The following is a 17,661-nucleotide window of genomic DNA, read 5'->3' on the forward strand; positions in this document are numbered from 1 at the left end:
GTCAGCTGCATATGAAGAAGCGACGTCTGCTTTTTCTATATTGATGCGGATTCACGGCTCGCTGGCGCGAAGGCGCCAAGGCCCTGGGTCGCGAAGCCATCGGCGCTGGCGGTTATCAATATAGCGTCCAAGCCATTGGCGGCGCAGAGCCGTGGAGCATCGGTCTCGCCGGCTACCATCAGGGCCGTGGCCCAGGCATCGGCGAGGACGCAATCGGGGGCACGAACGGTAACCGACAGCAAACCGTTTTCGACTGGCTGTCCTTTACCTGGATCCATGGTGTGACTGAGCCAGCGCCCCGCCACGAGGCGACGATGCCGGTAATTGCCCGAGGTGGCCAGCGATCCATTGTGTAGCAATATGCGGGAGACGATCTCCCGTTTATCGGCCACCGGGGCCTCCAACGCGATGGACCAGGGTTGCCCATCGCCGCGATAACCGCCGGCCTGCAGTTCACCATCTATCGAAACCAGATAGTTGGCTACGCCATGGTCTTCCATGCACCGCGCCATCAGATCCACCGCAAAGCCCTTGGCGATGCCGGAAAGATCAAAGCTGACCGGCGCGAGGCGCCTGGCGCGCAGGCCTCGCATGTCGAGTTCGAGCTGCGATTTGAAGCGCGGGTTGCCAATTCTGGTTTGGGCGCCCGTCTCCCCCGAGGGACCGAAGCCCCAGGCATTGGTAGCGTCCAGCACGGCCATATCGAAGCGTCCGGCTGATTGCTGGCGTACGCCCTCACCAAGCGCCAGAACATTGGCCAGAGCGTCAGGGATCGCATGCCAGTGTCCGACAGGCGCAGCGTTGAGGCGCATCAGATCGGAGCGTGGTTTCCAGGTCGACATCTGGGTATCAACAAGATCACAGGCTGCAGCCAGGGCTGCCTGCAGCGCTGCCGGTTCTATGCCACTAGGTGGATAGGCGATGGCAGACCACCGCGTTCCCATAGCTGGCCCGTTCAGCGCCACTCGGGGTTGCGTTGCAGTAGCCGCATTCATGCTAATAGACATCTTCGGCATATCGACCCGCACTTTGCAGACGCTCCACGCTTAGGTCGAGGGGCGCGAGCACATTGTCGAGCGAGGCACGTACGCCGTCCCCCATGGCTGCGCTGCCACACACCATGAAGCGTGCGCCTTGCCGCACCAGACTACGCAACTGCTCGGCCTCATCCAGCAGGCGATGCTGGACGTATCGCCCGCCCATCACGCGGGAGAATACCGCAAATAGACGAGTCAGACGGCCGGCGTCCAATTGCGCTTTCAGTTCCTCGCGATAGAGGAAATCAGAGGACGGGTCGCGCCCGCCAGAGAACAGATAAACCGGCCGGTGGCGACTATTTGCTCTAACGAAACCAACTAGCGGCGCCACGCCGGCACCTGCACCGATCAGGATCAATGGTTGGCATCCGGTATCCGGGCGGAAATCCGGATTTGGGCGGACAAACGCCTCAACACTATCGCCGGGGCGCAATCCAAACAGGTAGTCTGAGCACACCCCGCCCCGCAGCTTGCGCACGCAGATTTCCAGAATGCCATCGGCAGAGCGCGAGGCGATGGAATAATAGCGCGGAATCGGGTCCGTGGGCGGCATGATCCCGGCCAGATCGCCAGCGAAAAAGCCATCCAGTCCAAGGCGGCTTTTGAGGGCCTGCGTCCAACTCGGCGCCGCAGGAATCGCGAAGCGCAGCAAGACCGTGGGGGCCTGAACCTCAATGCCGTAGTCGTGCCGTTCGATCAGTTTGTAGGACTGGGTTTTCGGTTGGGTCGGCTGATGCAGCAACTCCAGAGTCTCCCCCATGGCGGCGCCCAGTCTGCGACCCCATTGGCCAAAGGCCTGGGCAGACTGGCGGTCAATGGGTTCAAAGCCCGTGATCGGCTTGAGCCCGTGCGCCGCCATGGCATGCTCCACCGTCTCGGCATAGGCGCAAAAGTGCCTGAACTTTCGATCACCAAAGCCCAATACGGCGTAGTCGATACCGGTGCCTTGGAAACGGGCGAGCCGCTCAATGAACCGATTGGCATTGGCCGGGGCTGTGCCATTGCCATAAGTGGCGGCAAGCACCAGTACCCGGCTAGCGCTGGGATAGGACGCGCGCAGGCCGTTCATGGGCGCCACATGCACGGCATGCCCGTTCTTTGCCAGTGCTGTCCGCAGGGTGGCGGCAAATGACCAGGTGGTATTGCTCTCGCTGCCCACCAGGATCACCGTGTCGGCCTTGCGCCATCCAGCGTCGCAGGGCATGCGTGGCATGCTGGTGCGGCGGCGCAGCCAGATCAGCGTGCCTGTGATCATCAGTACCGGCACGGCCAGGCTGGCTAGGCCAAGCAGCACACCGAGCCACCAATACCCCTGCCCCGTGTGCAGCGTATAGATTGCCTCATAAAGCGTCTGCATCGGTGCATTGGGGGTGAAGTCTAGCAGTGCGCCGCTGGCCTGATCCACGTAACCCGTGCCAGCGCTGGTGGTCACTGTGAACACATCCTGGGTGTCATCTGCCATTGGCAAAATTATCGAGCGCAGGTCGCTGATCGGTACCTCCTGCAAAGCGGAAAGGCTGGCAATTGGGGCTGGCATCTCGCCGCTGCCGTAGGGCGGAAATCCGAAGCCTTGCCCGCCGTCGCTGACTATGCCGAACGTGACCAATGTCAAGTAGACGCCAGTCATTGCCGATAGTAGCAGACAGATGACGGCCAGCCGCGCCAGTTCGACGTGTAAACGCTGCGAGAGCGTGCCGCGAGCGGTTGCGAAGAGTTGCTTCCAGCCACCCATGCGGTTGATCAGCAGCGCTATGCCGCTGGTAGCCAGAATGACCATGGCGACCGCAGCCACACCGGCAACCACACGACCGCCATCGCCCAGAAACAGCGAACGATGCAGCTCTGTGAAGAAAGTGAAAAGTGCCGAGTGCTCGACCGGGCCCAGACTTGCACCGGTAACGGGATCGATACCAATGCCAAGATTGGCTACATAGGCTGTCACTGCACCCGACGCTGAGCGAACGACGCTCTCGGTCTGGGGTTGATGCGCCAATACACGATCAACGAGCGTGGCAACACTCATCTCGTTTCCCGCCGGCGCGAAGACGCGCTCGACCAGAGGCTGCAGCGACAGGACTGCACCCGTGATGGCCATGAAACTGACCACCAGTGCGGCGAGCAGCCCGGGAATGGAGTGGAGACAGCGGAGCATGGCAAAAACCTCACGCTACATGTTGACGCTTGCAGAGCCAATGAAGCCCTGGCCGGACTGGGCACTGCCGGACTGACCGCTATCGAGGGCGAGCACCACATCGTCGGCGGCTGATCCCTGATGTTCCACCGCGCTGTCGATATGGATGGTGTACCCGGCGTCGATCAACGCATCGGCCAGGGACAGATTGATGGAAAAGCTTTTGCCGCTGCCGATGCTGGCACCGGTGATGCCATCCAGGCTCAGTGTTGCGTCCCGCGCAGCGAGGCGCGCCCAACCGCTGAGATCACGATAGTATCTGGACTTGCGCCCGGCCACGTAGAGGGTGGAGTCATAGCTGCCATCGGGCTTGGCCAGATATACGGCCAAATAGGCCTCGGGTCCCCGATAACTGCTCATCTGTCCCTGAATGGTGACGTCGCGAGCATAGGCCGCCACAGGGGCGACGAGTGCGGTGCCGAGCAGGAGGATGGCGAGAAATTTCTTCATGGCATTGGCCTGTGTTGAGTGACTGCACACCAAATGCCATGCCAAGCTGACGCCAGACTGAAGCCATAGTCCGCCCGCGTTCAGCCCCGTGTAAGGTTTGGGGTATTGATGTGGCGATCAAGCTCGGGGCAGACATGCGCATATTGTTAGTTGAAGACGACCACGTGCTAGGTGCGGCCATTCGCGACCACCTGACGTCTGGCGGTCACGGCGTGGACTGGGTGCAGCGGCTCGATGATGCGCAATCAGCTCTCGATACCGCCAGCTATGAATTGATGCTGCTCGATCTCAACCTGCCCGATGGGCGGGGGCTTGACCTGCTTCGGCGCTTGCGGCGCGGCGGCGACCAGTTGCCGGTCATCATCACCACTGCACAGGATCAGATCGCCGTGCGGATCGAGGGGCTTAATTCGGGGGCTGACGACTATCTGGTCAAGCCGTTCGACCTCAGTGAGATGATGGCTCGCATCGCCGCTGTTTCTCGGCGCTACGGTGGACAGACTGCGACGCAACTGGTTCTGGGTGATGTTGAAATCGATCAGGCACGGCGCGTGGTACTGGTGCGGGGAGAGAGTGTGGCCTTAAGCGCGCGCGAATGGGCGGTGCTGGAACGTTTGGTCAGTCGCCCTGGCGCCATTGTGAGCAAGGGAGAGATTGAGGAATCGCTCTATGCCTTCGGCGCAGAAATCGAAAGCAATGCCGTGGAAGTCTATGTAAGCCGCCTGCGCAAGAAGCTCGGGCGTGATCTGGTTCAGACCATTCGTGGGCTGGGCTATCAGGTGTCGGTATGAAGCGGCGCTCTCTGACCTGGCAATTGGCGATTGGGCTGTCCCTGATGACGGGGCTGCTGTGGCTGGGCGCTGCTGCAATCTCGGCGACGGTCATGCACCATGCGGTCAATGAGGCTTACGACTACGCGCTGCGTGAATCCGCAGATCGCTTGTTGCCGCTAGCCCTGCACGATCTGCGCGAGCCCGGGGAACGCCGACGTCCCGTGGAAGCGGTGGACGAGGATGTCGGCGACTTCAGCTACATCATCCGCAACCGCGCAGGCGCAATCGTGCTCAATGATGGCGATCTGCCCGATGACATCCTTCCGCCCGTGGGCGAACATGGCTATTTCGACACAAGAGCGGGTCGCATCTATGCAAATGCCGACCGCCGTTCCGGCGTTGGCATTGTGGTGCTGGAAGGTGAGAGCGAACGCAGTGAAGCGCTGATGGACGGCACCTTTGGTCTGATTGTCCCGCTAGCGGGGCTGCTGCCGCTGGTCATATTGGGTGTCTGGTTTGCGCTACGTCTGGCACTGACCCCGCTAGAGCGGTTGCGCCGCGATCTTTCCGAGCGTGGCCGGCACAATCTCGAACCCCTCGATCCCGATAGCTATCCGCCCGAGCTGGCGCCGATCGTGGCTGAAACTGCAAACCTGCTGCACAGACTGCAAAAGGCGCTCGACGCGGAACGGGCATTTGCAGCCAGCAGCGCCCATGAATTGCGCACGCCGATCGCCGGAGCCCTGGCGCAAACCCAGGTCCTGGCCCAGGAGTTGCGCGACCATCCCGCTGCCCTTCGGACGGCTGAGATCGAGCGGGCGCTGCGCCGTTTGAGTTCGCTAGCGGAGCGGCTGCTGCAATTTGCGCGGCTTGAGGCGGGCTTCGCCCGCAGCGATGTCCATGTATCGCTGCTGCCGATTATCACGTTGATCACCCGGGACTTCCAGGCCATGGGCACGCCGCTTTCGCTGGAAGTTGCTCCTGGTGCCGACCCCACAGGCTTGGTCAATGCCGATGCCTTCGCGTTGGTGCTGCGCAATATGATCGACAACGCCGTGCGTCATGGCACACCGGACAGCGAGATCAGCGTTATCGTCGCCAAAGATGGCACGATCAGTGTCATCAACGCGGGACCGGTTGTCGCCCCCGAGACGCTGTCCAGTCTGGGACGACCGTTCACACGTGGGCACACAGCAGCGTCAGGAGCAGGTATCGGGCTGTCGATTGTCTGCTCGGTCATCGAGCAGACCGGCGGCTCTCTTTCATTGGCTTCACCGGCAATCGGTGCGGTAGATGGCTTTGAGGCCCGCATTCGGTTTGACCAGCAAAACCGCGTCTGAGCGGGATGCCGACCCGACCAGAAACTACAGTCTTTGCAGCAGCGGAATTTCCTGAAAGCGGCTCTGTTTTTGCGATTTTCCGAATGTGCTGGTAAATAATGGTTCGCAAATTGGTCAGGCTTAGAAATGATAGGCAATGCCAATTATTGACCCGTTATATTCACTCGCTGGCTTTGTGGTTGGGTCAATAGTTGGGGTGACCGGTGTTGGCGGCGGCTCATTGATGACGCCCTTGCTCATCCTGTTGTTTGGCGTTCATCCAACGACAGCCATCGGCACAGATCTGTTGTTTGCGGCCGCAACCAAGACTGCCGGATCGACCATTCATGGGTTACGCAGATCCATAGATTGGGGTGTGCTCGCATTATTGGCCTTGGGCAGTATCCCTGGGGCCTTGGTCAGTGTTTGGGCACTTTCTTCAAGTGACTTGGATATGGAGGGGCTAGCGCGCTGGCTCTCGACAGTTCTCGGCATCATGCTTTTGATCACCGCGGCGACTATTCTCTTTCGCGACCGACTACTCTCTGTTGGACAAAGCGGCAAAGCCCGACCCCGACATGAGCGAGTTTTCAGCACCATAATATTTGGCTTCGTGATTGGCGTGCTGGTCTCAATTGCTTCAATTGGTGCGGGCGCTATCGGGGTAGCGGTGCTGATGATAATCTACCCACGAATGCCAATCTTGCGCATCGTCGCCACTGATATCGCTCACGCGGTCCCTCTGACCCTGGTGGCAGGTATTGGACACTGGGCAATTGGCAATGTCGATTGGTCGATGCTGGTCTCCCTATTGGTGGGGTCAATCCCAGGCATTCTGATCGCCAGTCATTTTGCGCACAAAATTCCTGACCTCGTCATAAGATGGACATTGAGTACCGTCTTGGCGGTGGTTGGGTGCAAACTCCTTTTCAGTTAGCTCTGTTGTGAACGATACCGTTGGCGCGCTTTACTTTTCATGCTGTAAGCTAGGGAGTGCTGTTTTGGCATTTCTACGGGAGCTCGAAGAATTCAACACTTTGTCGCAAAGAGCGCGATGTTCTTGGCCGTCTCTGCTGTATGCATCTCGACGGCCATTGGCGGCGCATGGGCCATGTATCGAGAAGTTCAGCCCATGGGGCTGGGGTTTTCATCGCTTGAACGAGTGGTCTCAATGCAGGATGCACACTCTTTGCAGGGCTTATCCATCGCCAGTAAAAATCAGGCACTACTCGATTGCGCCAACACGCTAAAAGCGCTGCGATCGTTGGCCATGCGCTATCGCTCCCCTGAAGAACGGGCGCAGATTGCACCTAAATGCCGATCGATGGCTGACGACATTGTAGAGCGTGCGCCCAGCAATGCGTATGGCTGGTATGTTGGTGCGCTGGCCAGCGCAGAGCTTCTGGATTGGGATGGTTTTAACAAGCGTCTTGAGATGTCATGGCGAGTAGGGGCAACTGAGCAATGGATCGGTGAACTACGTGTTGCATTGGCCGAAGACAATTTTTCTCGGCTAAATGATGCGATGATGGCCGCCAACGATGCCGACTTACATATGTTAGTGCTTAGTAATCGCGGCGTTCGCACAATTGCTCAACGCTATGTATCTAATCCCGAATTCCGAGAGCGAATTACGCAGATCGTTGAGACCATGCCCGCACAGAACCAGACCAGGTTTGTCAACAATGTTCGGCGGTATGCCAATGCAAGTGGGCGCGGCAGATGAGCCAGATCGAAATCAGTTCTGCCAATGCCACAGAAAAAGGCGAGCGGGCGACTACGCGATTGAGCCGGCTTAACGAAGTGACTTTTTGGGTCATGCTTGGTGTTGTGGCGCTTGCTCCAATTCCCTTCGGAAGTGCGAGGGGCTTCTTTTGGGGACTTTTGGCCTTTATTATCGGAACATGGGCGCTGATTTACACAATCGGCGTGGTCGCAATTTGGCAAGGCCTAAGGATCGGCTTTGAGCGATTTGGACTACAGGTGTTGCTCATGGGTATTTTTTGTTTGTGGCTGGTTGTCCAAATCCTGCCGCTTGACCTTGTTCCGCTACAATTAAGAGATGGGGTGTCTGTGCCCCTATCCACCATCAGCGTCGCGCCGGATGCAACGGCCCTTATGTTGGTCCGGCAACTAACTTACGGGCTATTTTTTATCCTTGTCTTGCAAGCGTGTGCCAACGAAACACGGCGAAGCCTGATGTTTGATGTGCTCTTGGTGATCACGGTTGCCTACGGGGTTTTTGGCCTGGTCAGCCTTCAGTCAGGTGACACAATTCTGGGGCTCGAAAAGTGGGCCTATCAGGGCTATGCCACCAGCACATTCGTCAACCGCAATTCCTTTGCGACGTTCCTGGCAATGGGCGGCGCGCTCGCGGCTGCACGAATAGGCAAATTGATGGCAGATGCATCTTTGCATCACGTCAATGATGGCCGACCGCGCAATGTGCGCAGCAATTTAATAATGTACGGTCTGGCCTATCTCTTTTTGGTAACGGTCGTGCTGTCGACTGGCTCACGCATGGGCTTGTTTGTAACGATCATTGGGGGAGCCATCAGCGCAACGATAGCGGTGCGGCGGTCCAAGCGCCTGGCGCATCTTGCGCTTGCCATCCCAACCGCTCTGGCAATCGTCGTCTTGGCGTTTGTGTTGTATGGCTCGCGGGTAGTAGAGCGACTTGGCGGTTTGGAATCCAGTGCAGACGTCAGATCAGATCTCTATTGGCAAATTTTCGAGATGGTGCGCGAAAGACCTTTTTGGGGCTATGGCGGGGGCACCTTTGAACTTGCCTTCCCTATTGTTCATCAGGCTCCAGTCAGCTCGGATGTGGTGTGGTCCATGGCCCACAATTCCTATTTGGCCCTATGGGTAGAAGCTGGTCTGATATTTGGCTCGCTCCCAATCATTGCGATCGGCGCGATTGCCATAAAGATAATTACGGCAGTAATTCGCAGGCGTGGAAACCTGGAAACACAGGCAATTGCATTGGGCGTCATAGCTATCGGGGCTATTCATTCGTTGGTTGATTTCAGCCTGGAAATCCCGGCCAATACATTCGTTTTTTTGGCCCTTCTGGCAGCGGGAACCGCATCTACCGTCAATCTTAAAGTGACCAAATAGCAGGCCCAAGTGCACGGTTTTTTGCAGTCTATTTTTGGGACGAAGCCACATTGTCCGCCTCGTCAACATCTTTCTGCCCCAACATTACCGAGCGCTATCTACGCTATTGGTGATGTGCATGGTTGCCTTGCGCTGCTGCATCTTCTGCATAAACGTATTTTGGCGGACTGTGCCGATATTCCAGGTGAAAAATGGCTTGTGTATCTGGGGGACTATGTCGACCGTGGACCCAATTCAGCTGGCGTGTTGGATGAACTGCTATCGCCCCTACCCTCTGACGTTCGAAAGATAACTTTGGCAGGAAACCACGAAATTATGATGCTGGAGTTTCTCGACAATCCCGCTCCCAAGAGCCGTTGGCTGCAGTTCGGGGGCACTGAAACACTCGCTTCATATGGTATTGATGCCAACGTATTAATGGCCCGTTCTAAAAAAGACCGACAGAGCCTTCTTGCAAGTCATATTCCCACTGAACATGTCGAGCTCATGCGCACACTGCCTCTTACGTTGTCGGTTCCCGGGACAGTATTTGTGCATGCTGGTCTTCGGCCTGGTGTTCCCGTACATCAGCAATCTGAAGATGACGCACTCTGGATCCGTGAGCAATTTCTGACTGCCCCGGCGGTCGAAGGGCGCACAGTTGTGCATGGGCACACTCCAGGGGCTGACCCCGTTGTTGAGCCAGGCCGCATCTGCGTTGATACTGGTGCTTTCGCAACTGGCGTTCTTACCGCTGCAAAGTTAACCCCTACCGAACCCATCCGATTTATACGTACCTGATGGGTTAGGATTGGGCGTGTAACTGTGTTTGTGCATGGCACTTGGCGTTTAAACCATTCCAATCTACAGGGTGTGTAATGTCCGCCGAAATCGCGTCTAAGAAGTTGGGACCTAAGTGAATGGAAGAATCTGAGATCGACCTTCGCGGCTTGCTGGGCGTGCTTCGTCGTCAGCTTCGCCTGATCCTTGTCACTCTGGTCGCAGTGGTTGCAGCAGCAGTCATTGGCGCGTTTGCGTTGACGCCTGTGTTTTCCGCTTCGGCACTTATTCTTGTTGATCCAAGTGGTAAAAATCTACTGGACCCTCAATCCGAATTCTCCAGCGCCGGTGCAGATAGCGCACGTATAGACAGTGAAGTGGAAATACTGCGTTCGGACAGTATTCTTTTGCGTGTAGTTTCATCTCAGCAGCTTGTCGCTGACAGTGAATTTGGTCCCTCTCTGGGCTGGCGTGAGCGCCTAATGGCTTTCTTGCGTCTTTCAGATCAGCAGCTGCCAACAGGGGAAGATGCTCTCAATGGCACGCTATCCAAACTTCGCAACGCAGTGCAAGTGCAGCGGCGTGGACTGACATACCTGATCTCAGTGCAGGCAAAGTCTACAAATCCCGAGACTTCCGCGCGCCTCGCTAACGCTCTGGCCGATGCGTATATCTCGGAGCAGCTGAACTCTAAGATCGGTAGCGTCTTAGCATCTCGAGACATCTTGAACGCCAGGGTGAATCAAGCCCGCGCGGCAATCGTGGATTCCGAGAGCTCGTTCGACGGTTTCATCGAAGGCAATATTGATCGGATCAGCAAAGAGAGTGGGTCCGCAAATCTCGCCCAGATTCAACGCGAAATTGAAGCGTTGTCTGCAGCTCGGCAGAACGACTCTGCGTTGGCCGCTGCTGCTCGGGCAAGCCTTGAACAAGAGGATTTCCAAACTCTGGTCGCAACACTGCAGTCTGATGCACTATCCAGTCTGCAAGCCCAACGCGAACAGCTTAGCGCTACATTAGCTAATGCAGATTCAGATTCGCCCGCCGCTGCTGACTTGCGCAACCAACTCGCTCAGATCAACGAAAGCCTCCTAAATGAAGCACGCTCTCAGGTAGATAGCCTGCAAAGCACGGTATCGCTTTCTGAGCAACGAGAAGAATCTCTTCGCCAAGATCTGCGAAGTCAGGTGCTTAGGACAAATCTGTCTGCAGACGTGTTGACTGAAATCTATAGTTTGCAGCAAAGCTCCGAAATAGCTCGCGCCCAGTACCAAACGTTACTGTCTCGTGTTCAAGATCTGGACACCCAAGCCAATCTCCAAGTTGCGGACAGCCGTATTGTGTCTCCTGCTCTCTCACCCCAATCGCCTGCGTTCCCCAATCGCAGGCTGATTATTGTCTTGGCTGGTCTGTTCGGTCTGGGCCTCGGTGTCGCCTTGGCCTTCTTGTATGAAAACTTGATTGGTGGCTTTACAAGCGAAGAGCAAATCGAAGCAGTGCTTAAAACCCGATTTGCATCAGCAGTGCCGCTTCAGAACAACAAGGGTGACAATCAGAGCTATGCAGATCTGCTGATTGACAAGCCACTTTCCATCTACGCTGAATCGATCAGGCGAATTCGGCTCACACTTGACAAACCTGGTGCGCGAGCACTGGGCATCCGCAACGGCACTCAATCCAAACACGCCAAATGTCAGGTGGTCATGGTCAGCTCAGCGGCGCCGAATGACGGCAAAAGCACAGTGGCACTGGCCTTGGCTCGCTCCTATAGCCTCACCGGACAAAGCACACTTTTGATTGACTGCGACCTTCGCAAGCCCAGTCTACATCGCCATCTAAATCTTAGCCCATCAAAAGGCTTACAGGAGTTTTTGGGCTCATCGGACGAAGACAATCAAGTCATCAAAGAAATTATGGCCACTGACCCGCTACTGCCAAGCCTTAACGTGATCCTGGGCGACCGGCAGAACCAGCTGCCGACCGACCAATTGCTGGCGGGCGTCACATTCGGACGATTGATTGAGGCCGCACGCAAAACATTTGATGTCGTGATCATCGACACCCCACCAGTTGGTCCGGTAGTGGATGGGCTTTATATCGCCCCATTTGCTGACGTCATTGTCTTTGTGGCGCGATGGGCTGCGACTTCCCAGACAGACGCAAAGAGAGCGATCGAAAGCTTGCGCGCTTCAAAAAACCCGGAGACGGAAATTGTAGCTGTGCTTAATCAGCAAAATGAATCCAGATCCAGCTACAAGCAAAAATACGGGCAGTATTACACTGCCGCATACTAACGACGCGTTGCCCTAGCTTCTGGCCAACTAACTCCCCGAAAAACTGGGTACGTATGCCGCCACTGTGACGATGGCATGCTGAGTCCTACGTTTGGGCGGGTTTGGTGCTACGTATGACGGTCAAAGGTGCCCGATAGGGTCACCGACTGGATATCGGGGAGACTCATTCCGTGGGGGCGCACATTTCTTGGAAAACGAGGCGCTCGAAGTTGTAGGCTAGATTGGTCAGGGCGAGTTTCGCTTCGGCCCGCGTGATACCGATTGTGCGGGTGAACGGCAGAATGGGTTCTTTTAATGGGGAGGACGTGCTCGGTCCCTGCCCAGATCGTGGTCGTGGCGGCTTTGGCCAGCGCGTGTCGCAATCGGCATCGCTATGCCCTTGGACTTGTGCTCTTGGATGTGGCTGGTAAGCGTATGCTGGGCCAGCCAAGCTTTCTTGCTCTCTGAGAGGAAAGCGCTTCCGGTCGAAATTTCGCTGCCGGTGTTCTGATGGTCAACGGTCTATCGCAGCATCCGGCCATCTGGATAGATTACCGAAGTGACTGCTGCAGCCCGGATCCAGCTACAGCGCCTGTCGACGCAGCTATGGCTTTAGTAACCAAACACTGAGAAGGAGGTTACGGGCAGCGGGCTGCTGCCTGATCGACATCGTATCGTGTCACCAATGTTTCAGAGTCTATCGCGCGCTGGTGTGCTTCCTACGCTGCCTTGGCTGGTTCGCCCGGCCAAGTCTGCTGCCCCGTTCTGCCGGCTTTGATGGCGTTCCGCTCGCCATCGTAGTGCGCTGCGTGGGTGCAGAACCAGTCAGGCGGCCACAACTGCCCAGACATGGGGATGCACCCCTTCTTATGCAGTTGCCAGCGGACGGTTTTCATCACGTTTGAGCCCTGCTGTCTCGGTCATGCAATTGCAGATTTGGCGGGCGGCACTCCCATCAGGAGTTTGGTCCTCAGCGAAAATCCCAGTAACCGTATCAAATTCGAGTGGTCCAAGATTTTGCCCTCTACGCAGACACCTACCAGGTTGAGCAGGACCTGCAGGATCAGACTCTTCAACATGTTCCCCGGACCAACAGGCGGTCTGCGCACTCGTTGCCGTCAAAATTACCAAGCGCTTCGACTGACCTGGACCTGAAATACAACAAATCCGCTGTCGGCACCAAAACCTCGAGCCGATCGCCAATATGGCTCAAGGCTGCAAAGATGATCGTGCAGCCCGAACAGTGAATGCGGATCCATTAGGGCGTTGCATGGCCGGGCAACACATACGCGTTGTGACTGCAGCAATGGCGCGGGGGAGTTTGCGGTTTTCCCGCTCAGCTACCAGTTCCGCGCAGAAACTCCTGGACCACAGTCTTGGCAATAATGCGCAAGTCCAGCAAGACGGAAAAATTTTGGATATAGGCAAGATCATGGTCAACGCGAGCCCGGGCTAAGGCAGGATCGGATGCGTCGCCCCTATATCCATTTGCCTGTGCCCAGCCCGTTATCCCTGGCCTCATAGCAAGACGATAATCGTAGTATGAGACCAAATTCCGATAGGTTTGATTGGAAGACATCATATTAGGAACATGCGGTCGAGGTCCCACGATTGACATGTCCCCCCTTATTACGTTGATCAGTTGTGGCAGCTCATCAATGCTCGTGCTCCGCAAGAACCTACCCACTTTTGTAATGCGTGGATCGCCTGATCGCGTGTGATTGATACCTGTCTCGTCGCATTCGTGTATGCGCATCGAGCGGAATTTAAACGCCGTAAAGGAGCCGCCATCCAGGCCTTCTCGTGGCTGCTTAAAGAAAACTGGTCCCCGACTTTCGAGGCGAATAGCAACAGCAACAAGCAAGAAGAGAGGAGTAAGCAAAGCCAAACCGAGCACGGACGCGAACAGATCAAATACCCGTTTAACCAGCAGTTGAAAACCATAGGTCGGGTTTTCAACATGTGGCACCGGGATATCGCACCTCATCGCGAGCGGCAGCCCACTATGAAGGGTAATTTTGTATTCATCAGCAAATTTTACTGGATGCAAGGCTACGGCAGAAAAATGCGGCACTGCTACCTGATCACGAGATTTGATCGACTGGGCAATGTTTGCGAATTCGTGATTGCCCATAATACCCCACCTAAAAATCTATAAGCTCTACTTTTGGCACCAAACAAGAATAGCTAATTTAGAGTGTACGGCAATATTGAAAATCCGCAGAGCTGCAATGGGGGTTAATTTCAGCTCCAGCGACCGGTAAATTTGCACAAATTGCCTGAAACTACAGATAAAAAACATCTGTAATGAGTGATACCAGTTACATTGACTAGCAGCTGCCGTTGAATTCAAAGAATTCCGGTCTTATTGTCCATCCTGCTCGACTTCTAGATCGTACGATGGTTGGTGCTCCGATCATATGGTCTAGCCGAGTGCCTCCAGTTGACCGTACGCACACGTCAGATACCTCTGACGCGTGCGCTTGCATCGATCTACCTAAAGTGGGCTCGCTGCATTGCCCAGAGCGCCAGAGTCTGGCAGCAAGAGTTCAAACAGCGCATCGATTTCAGCCTGAAACCCCTCATCTGCAGCGTTCGCGGCAAAAACTTCGGAGCGAAGGGCGATAAACGACGCATTGGCCACTTCCAGATCGACAGCTGAAGCCAGAGCGCCCGCATAAGCATTGATAGCTGTTTCGCAGGTCGGCACCGTTCCCGCTGGAATCGTGCACGATGCAAACACAGTCGAGTAAAGGCCTTCATAGCCCGCAACGGGGGCAGCGGTCGAAGTTGAAATGGCTGCCATACCGAGCACACCAGCCGCCGCAATAGTCGTGATCAGCTTACGCATCTGACATTCCTGTAGTTACACCGCGCACAAACTGCTGGTGTTACTCGCTAATAGCTGTGGAGCCGAATTCGGTCAAGTCGATGTTGAGGCCTTGTTTACCGTAAGGTGACGAGCAAGTGCGGAAGCGCAATTACCCGTTGCCCGCAGACTACCGGAAACAGCCCTTCCCGGTAGTTTACCTCGTTGTAGCGCACTTAAGCTGCAGGGCAGACAAGCGCTCACTGCATAGAATGAGGTCGGAATTTCACTTCGTTTTGAATGGCGAAGTTCTAAGGATCAGACGATCCAGTCGAGAACCGATGCACGTCGTTGCTTTGCTACCCAACGAAAAATGGCCAGCATTGATCGTAGGGAAAAGAACAAAGGCGACGCCCTCCCCTTCCTCCCCCGCCAACCACAACATGATTCAATAATGCTCGATTATTGCGCTGCTCCGTTTTTCGGTAATACTTGGCGCAACATAGTTCATGATTATCAGCACGGAGAGATACCTTTGTCCAAACGCGTCAGAACGGCCGTATTTCCGGTAGCCGGTCTCGGAACCCGATTCCTGCCCGCCACCAAGGCAATGCCCAAGGAGATGCTGACCGTTGTGGACCGGCCGCTCATTCAATACGCGGTCGATGAAGCGCGCGAAGCGGGCATTGAGCATTTTGTCTTTGTTACCGGCCGCAACAAGGGCGTGATCGAAGACCATTTCGACCGCCAGTTCGAGCTCGAAACCACGCTGGAAGCGCGTGGCAAGACCGAGGCTCTCGACGAGCTCCGCAAGGATTTGCCTTCGGCCGGCCACAGCAGCTTCACCCGCCAGCAGGAACCGCTGGGTCTGGGCCACGCTGTCTGGTGCGCCCGCGAAATCGTCGGCAATAACCCCTTTGCCCTTCTGCTGCCCGACATGATCTTCCGCGCGCAGCCCGGTGTCCTGCGCCAGATGATCGACGCCTATGAGGACGAACAGAATGGCGGCAATGTTATTGGCGTGGAGGAGTGCGCCTGGGAAGACGTATCCTCCTATGGCGTAGTCGTGCGCGGGGAGGGCCCCGATACCGGCTTCACCATCAATGGCATGGTCGAAAAGCCCAAGCGTGAAGAGGCGCCATCGAACCTGTTTATTTCGGGTCGCTATATTCTGCAGCCGGAAATCTTTAACCTGCTGGCCGACCAGGCCAAGGGCGCTGGCGGAGAAATCCAGCTGACCGACGCCATGCAGGTGCTGATGCAGGAGCAGCGTTTCACCGGGGTAAAATACGAAGGCAAGGTCTTCGACTGCGGTTCAAAGCTCGGCTTTTTGTCGGCCAATGTGCTGTTTGCCCTGGACCGGGACGATATCCGCGACGGCTTCATCAAGGAACTACGCAATCTCGATCTGGGCGCTCAAATAGCTGAACATTGAAGCACCCCAGCGGTAGAGCCGTTCGCGCACCCGAGCAACGCCAACGCAGGCACACGAGCTCGACTTGGTCATGGTTTCGTGGCCATCGGTGGTCATCCAATCCAAAACCTGAGTGCTCAGGTGGAATAATGGATCACGCGAAAAAGGCAGCTAAAATTGGTTGGCGATATAGATCGCCGCTGGCATCATAACTCTCGATGCTGCCGCTCTGAGCAAAAGGTCGTTTAGCCAAATACTCAGGTGATGTCGCTCAAGCGGTTTTATCAGACATTGTGCCTGCAACCGAGCGATCAGTCGCGTTGGCGGGGTGCCAAAACCGCAGCCTAAACAGGCGACGTCGCGTTAAATTGTGCACTACCGATTGTTTGCCGGCATGCACCCGGTGAGGTACGGGGGCTGGAGATTTCAGCGTATGGATCTTTGTTGATGCGTGCCTTGGCAGCGTTGCGACGTGCGGCGGTGCGGCCGAGACCGTAGTTGATCGGCAACTCCTCGATGACATTGGGGTCATACTCATCAAGAGACTTGGCGGCCTCGGCGTGATCGGGATCCTTAGGCTTGCTCCTGGCCTTGAGCAGGTAATCCCGAGGAGGCTGAATTTGGCGACCAGCACTAAAAGCTCGAATGGGGAGCTTATATCGAAAACGACTGGCACCACGAAATCCCCAATAACCGGAAAACCTCGACGACCAACGCGCTTGAAAAACTGGCCGACCAATCAAACCCGATATGGCTGGGTGTGTGATCAGCATTACGGCGGGTGAAACCGAGCGGCAACAACCCGCCCTACCCTTACAGTCCAAGCTTGGCGAGATGGTTTCAAAACTATCGGTAACGCCCTCGCAAAAACCTCCATCTGTTCATGATTTGCGCGCCCAACCAGCCGATCCCCAGCCCCATCGACGCACCTGCCGATTTGATCAAGGCGTCATGAACTCGGCCATGCCGATCTGCCCGGAGTTCCTGTAAAAGCTCCAATCCAAATGCCCCCAGCAGCACCACCAACGCTGCAAACCAAATATGTCGGGGGTAAGCCAGGGCGAATAGTAGGCCGACGACAAAGAAGGCCAATACACGCTCGATATCTACACCCATGGGAAGATGGGGTCGCAGACCTATAGGCGACAATGTTGCCGCTGCGATGGCGAGGAGGACGGTCCAGGCGAAGATCTGCAAAGCGCGATTTGTCATAAAGGCGTCATAGACTAGGCAGCGATTGCTGGGTAGGTGCATCGTTAAATGCCAGTCTGCAATAGCGCTCATCAATCACGAAAGGGAAAAGCCGCTGCAATCATGTCGATTGCCGTCGCAGATAATGTCAGCATAAGCAAGCGCCCGCTGTCGGCCAAATATCTTGCGCGTGGAGGCCACCAGCTCGTTATCCCAGTCACTGGCGGCTCATGCGCACCGCGTGCGGCTGCGTACAAGGGTTCCGCTCCAACTGCCGCGACGACCTTCACAATGTTATAGAGTGCCAGCGCCGCCCTGGGTACTT

Annotated in this window: 15 protein-coding genes; 8 read left to right on the forward strand and 7 right to left on the reverse strand. The window is 56.2% G+C overall.

What is annotated here, in order from left to right:
- Nucleotides 1–35: 35 nt before the first annotated feature.
- From KD146_RS07390 to KD146_RS07400, 3 genes are read right to left on the reverse strand one after another with little or no spacing between them, the layout of a single operon-like run.
- Nucleotides 36–1,016, reverse strand: coding sequence for an FAD:protein FMN transferase (locus KD146_RS07390; protein WP_345790759.1), 981 nt, complete (start codon nt 1,014–1,016; stop codon nt 36–38).
- A complete protein-coding gene (locus tag KD146_RS07395; protein WP_212658065.1) occupies nt 997–3,189 on the reverse strand; it encodes a PepSY domain-containing protein in 2,193 nt (730 codons plus the stop codon). The genes KD146_RS07390 and KD146_RS07395 overlap by 20 nt, the downstream gene beginning before the upstream one ends.
- A gap of 15 nt (nt 3,190–3,204) precedes the next feature.
- Nucleotides 3,205–3,678, reverse strand: a complete 474-nt coding sequence (locus KD146_RS07400) for a DUF2271 domain-containing protein (RefSeq protein WP_212658066.1) — start codon at nt 3,676–3,678, stop codon at nt 3,205–3,207.
- Nucleotides 3,679–3,812: 134 nt separating this feature from the next.
- On the opposite strand from KD146_RS07400, the gene KD146_RS07405 reads away from it, so the two are divergent.
- From KD146_RS07405 to KD146_RS07435, 7 genes are all read left to right on the forward strand, one after another.
- Nucleotides 3,813–4,469: a response regulator transcription factor gene (locus tag KD146_RS07405; RefSeq protein ID WP_212659145.1), complete on the forward strand. Its 657-nt coding sequence runs from the start codon at nt 3,813–3,815 to the stop codon at nt 4,467–4,469.
- On the forward strand, nt 4,466–5,791 hold the full coding sequence (locus KD146_RS07410; protein ID WP_212658067.1) for an ATP-binding protein: 1,326 nt from the start codon (nt 4,466–4,468) through the stop codon (nt 5,789–5,791). The genes KD146_RS07405 and KD146_RS07410 overlap by 4 nt, the downstream gene beginning before the upstream one ends.
- Nucleotides 5,792–5,927: 136 nt before the next feature.
- Complete coding sequence (locus tag KD146_RS07415; protein ID WP_212658068.1) at nt 5,928–6,707, forward strand: sulfite exporter TauE/SafE family protein; 780 nt, start codon at nt 5,928–5,930, stop codon at nt 6,705–6,707.
- A gap of 117 nt (nt 6,708–6,824) precedes the next feature.
- On the forward strand, nt 6,825–7,496 hold the full coding sequence (locus tag KD146_RS07420) for a hypothetical protein (RefSeq protein WP_212658069.1): 672 nt from the start codon (nt 6,825–6,827) through the stop codon (nt 7,494–7,496).
- Nucleotides 7,493–8,890: an O-antigen ligase family protein gene (locus KD146_RS07425; protein ID WP_212658070.1), complete on the forward strand. Its 1,398-nt coding sequence runs from the start codon at nt 7,493–7,495 to the stop codon at nt 8,888–8,890. The genes KD146_RS07420 and KD146_RS07425 overlap by 4 nt, the downstream gene beginning before the upstream one ends.
- A 9-nt stretch (nt 8,891–8,899) precedes the next feature.
- Nucleotides 8,900–9,670, forward strand: coding sequence for a metallophosphoesterase family protein (locus KD146_RS07430; protein ID WP_212658071.1), 771 nt, complete (start codon nt 8,900–8,902; stop codon nt 9,668–9,670).
- Between the two features lie 119 nt (nt 9,671–9,789).
- Nucleotides 9,790–11,943 carry a GumC family protein gene (locus KD146_RS07435; protein WP_212658072.1) on the forward strand — a complete coding sequence of 718 codons (2,154 nt, stop codon included), beginning with the start codon at nt 9,790–9,792 and terminating at the stop codon, nt 11,941–11,943.
- A gap of 1,315 nt (nt 11,944–13,258) precedes the next feature.
- Here the strand turns inward: KD146_RS07435 and KD146_RS07440 are convergent.
- Together KD146_RS07440 and KD146_RS07445 are read right to left on the reverse strand one after the other, a co-directional pair.
- The gene (locus KD146_RS07440; protein WP_249327607.1) at nt 13,259–14,056 is read right to left on the reverse strand and encodes a sugar transferase; all 798 of its coding nucleotides are present in this window, start codon (nt 14,054–14,056) and stop codon (nt 13,259–13,261) included.
- A 363-nt stretch (nt 14,057–14,419) separates the two neighbouring features.
- Nucleotides 14,420–14,773: a hypothetical protein gene (locus KD146_RS07445; protein WP_212658073.1), complete on the reverse strand. Its 354-nt coding sequence runs from the start codon at nt 14,771–14,773 to the stop codon at nt 14,420–14,422.
- 493 nt (nt 14,774–15,266) lie between these two features.
- Between KD146_RS07445 and galU the strand changes: the two genes are divergently transcribed.
- Complete coding sequence (gene galU / locus KD146_RS07450) at nt 15,267–16,166, forward strand: UTP--glucose-1-phosphate uridylyltransferase GalU (RefSeq protein WP_249327608.1); 900 nt, start codon at nt 15,267–15,269, stop codon at nt 16,164–16,166.
- A gap of 323 nt (nt 16,167–16,489) precedes the next feature.
- Here galU and KD146_RS07455 read toward each other — a convergent pair whose 3' ends face one another.
- Both KD146_RS07455 and KD146_RS07460 read right to left on the reverse strand, forming a co-directional pair.
- Nucleotides 16,490–16,918, reverse strand: coding sequence for a hypothetical protein (locus KD146_RS07455; protein ID WP_212658075.1), 429 nt, complete (start codon nt 16,916–16,918; stop codon nt 16,490–16,492).
- Nucleotides 16,919–16,991: 73 nt separating this feature from the next.
- Nucleotides 16,992–17,357, reverse strand: a complete 366-nt coding sequence (locus KD146_RS07460) for a VanZ family protein (RefSeq protein ID WP_212658076.1) — start codon at nt 17,355–17,357, stop codon at nt 16,992–16,994.
- Between the last annotated feature and the right edge of the window lie 304 nt (nt 17,358–17,661).

The organism is Devosia litorisediminis (assembly GCF_018334155.1).
In the GTDB taxonomy this organism is placed as follows: domain Bacteria; phylum Pseudomonadota; class Alphaproteobacteria; order Rhizobiales; family Devosiaceae; genus Devosia; species Devosia litorisediminis.

What these genes read in the sequence shown, in the direction of transcription:
- KD146_RS07390 (WP_345790759.1), bottom strand. Translation starts at nt 1,016, where the DNA reads ATGCCGAAGATGTCTATTAGCATGAATGCGGCTACTGCAACGCAACCC.
- KD146_RS07395 (WP_212658065.1), bottom strand. Translation starts at nt 3,189, where the DNA reads ATGCTCCGCTGTCTCCACTCCATTCCCGGGCTGCTCGCCGCACTGGTG.
- KD146_RS07400 (WP_212658066.1), bottom strand. Translation starts at nt 3,678, where the DNA reads ATGAAGAAATTTCTCGCCATCCTCCTGCTCGGCACCGCACTCGTCGCC.
- KD146_RS07405 (WP_212659145.1), top strand. Translation starts at nt 3,813, where the DNA reads ATGCGCATATTGTTAGTTGAAGACGACCACGTGCTAGGTGCGGCCATT.
- KD146_RS07410 (WP_212658067.1), top strand. Translation starts at nt 4,466, where the DNA reads ATGAAGCGGCGCTCTCTGACCTGGCAATTGGCGATTGGGCTGTCCCTG.
- KD146_RS07415 (WP_212658068.1), top strand. Translation starts at nt 5,928, where the DNA reads ATGCCAATTATTGACCCGTTATATTCACTCGCTGGCTTTGTGGTTGGG.
- KD146_RS07420 (WP_212658069.1), top strand. Translation starts at nt 6,825, where the DNA reads ATGTTCTTGGCCGTCTCTGCTGTATGCATCTCGACGGCCATTGGCGGC.
- KD146_RS07425 (WP_212658070.1), top strand. Translation starts at nt 7,493, where the DNA reads ATGAGCCAGATCGAAATCAGTTCTGCCAATGCCACAGAAAAAGGCGAG.
- KD146_RS07435 (WP_212658072.1), top strand. Translation starts at nt 9,790, where the DNA reads ATGGAAGAATCTGAGATCGACCTTCGCGGCTTGCTGGGCGTGCTTCGT.
- KD146_RS07440 (WP_249327607.1), bottom strand. Translation starts at nt 14,056, where the DNA reads ATGGGCAATCACGAATTCGCAAACATTGCCCAGTCGATCAAATCTCGT.
- KD146_RS07445 (WP_212658073.1), bottom strand. Translation starts at nt 14,773, where the DNA reads ATGCGTAAGCTGATCACGACTATTGCGGCGGCTGGTGTGCTCGGTATG.
- KD146_RS07455 (WP_212658075.1), bottom strand. Translation starts at nt 16,918, where the DNA reads ATGCTGATCACACACCCAGCCATATCGGGTTTGATTGGTCGGCCAGTT.
- KD146_RS07460 (WP_212658076.1), bottom strand. Translation starts at nt 17,357, where the DNA reads ATGACAAATCGCGCTTTGCAGATCTTCGCCTGGACCGTCCTCCTCGCC.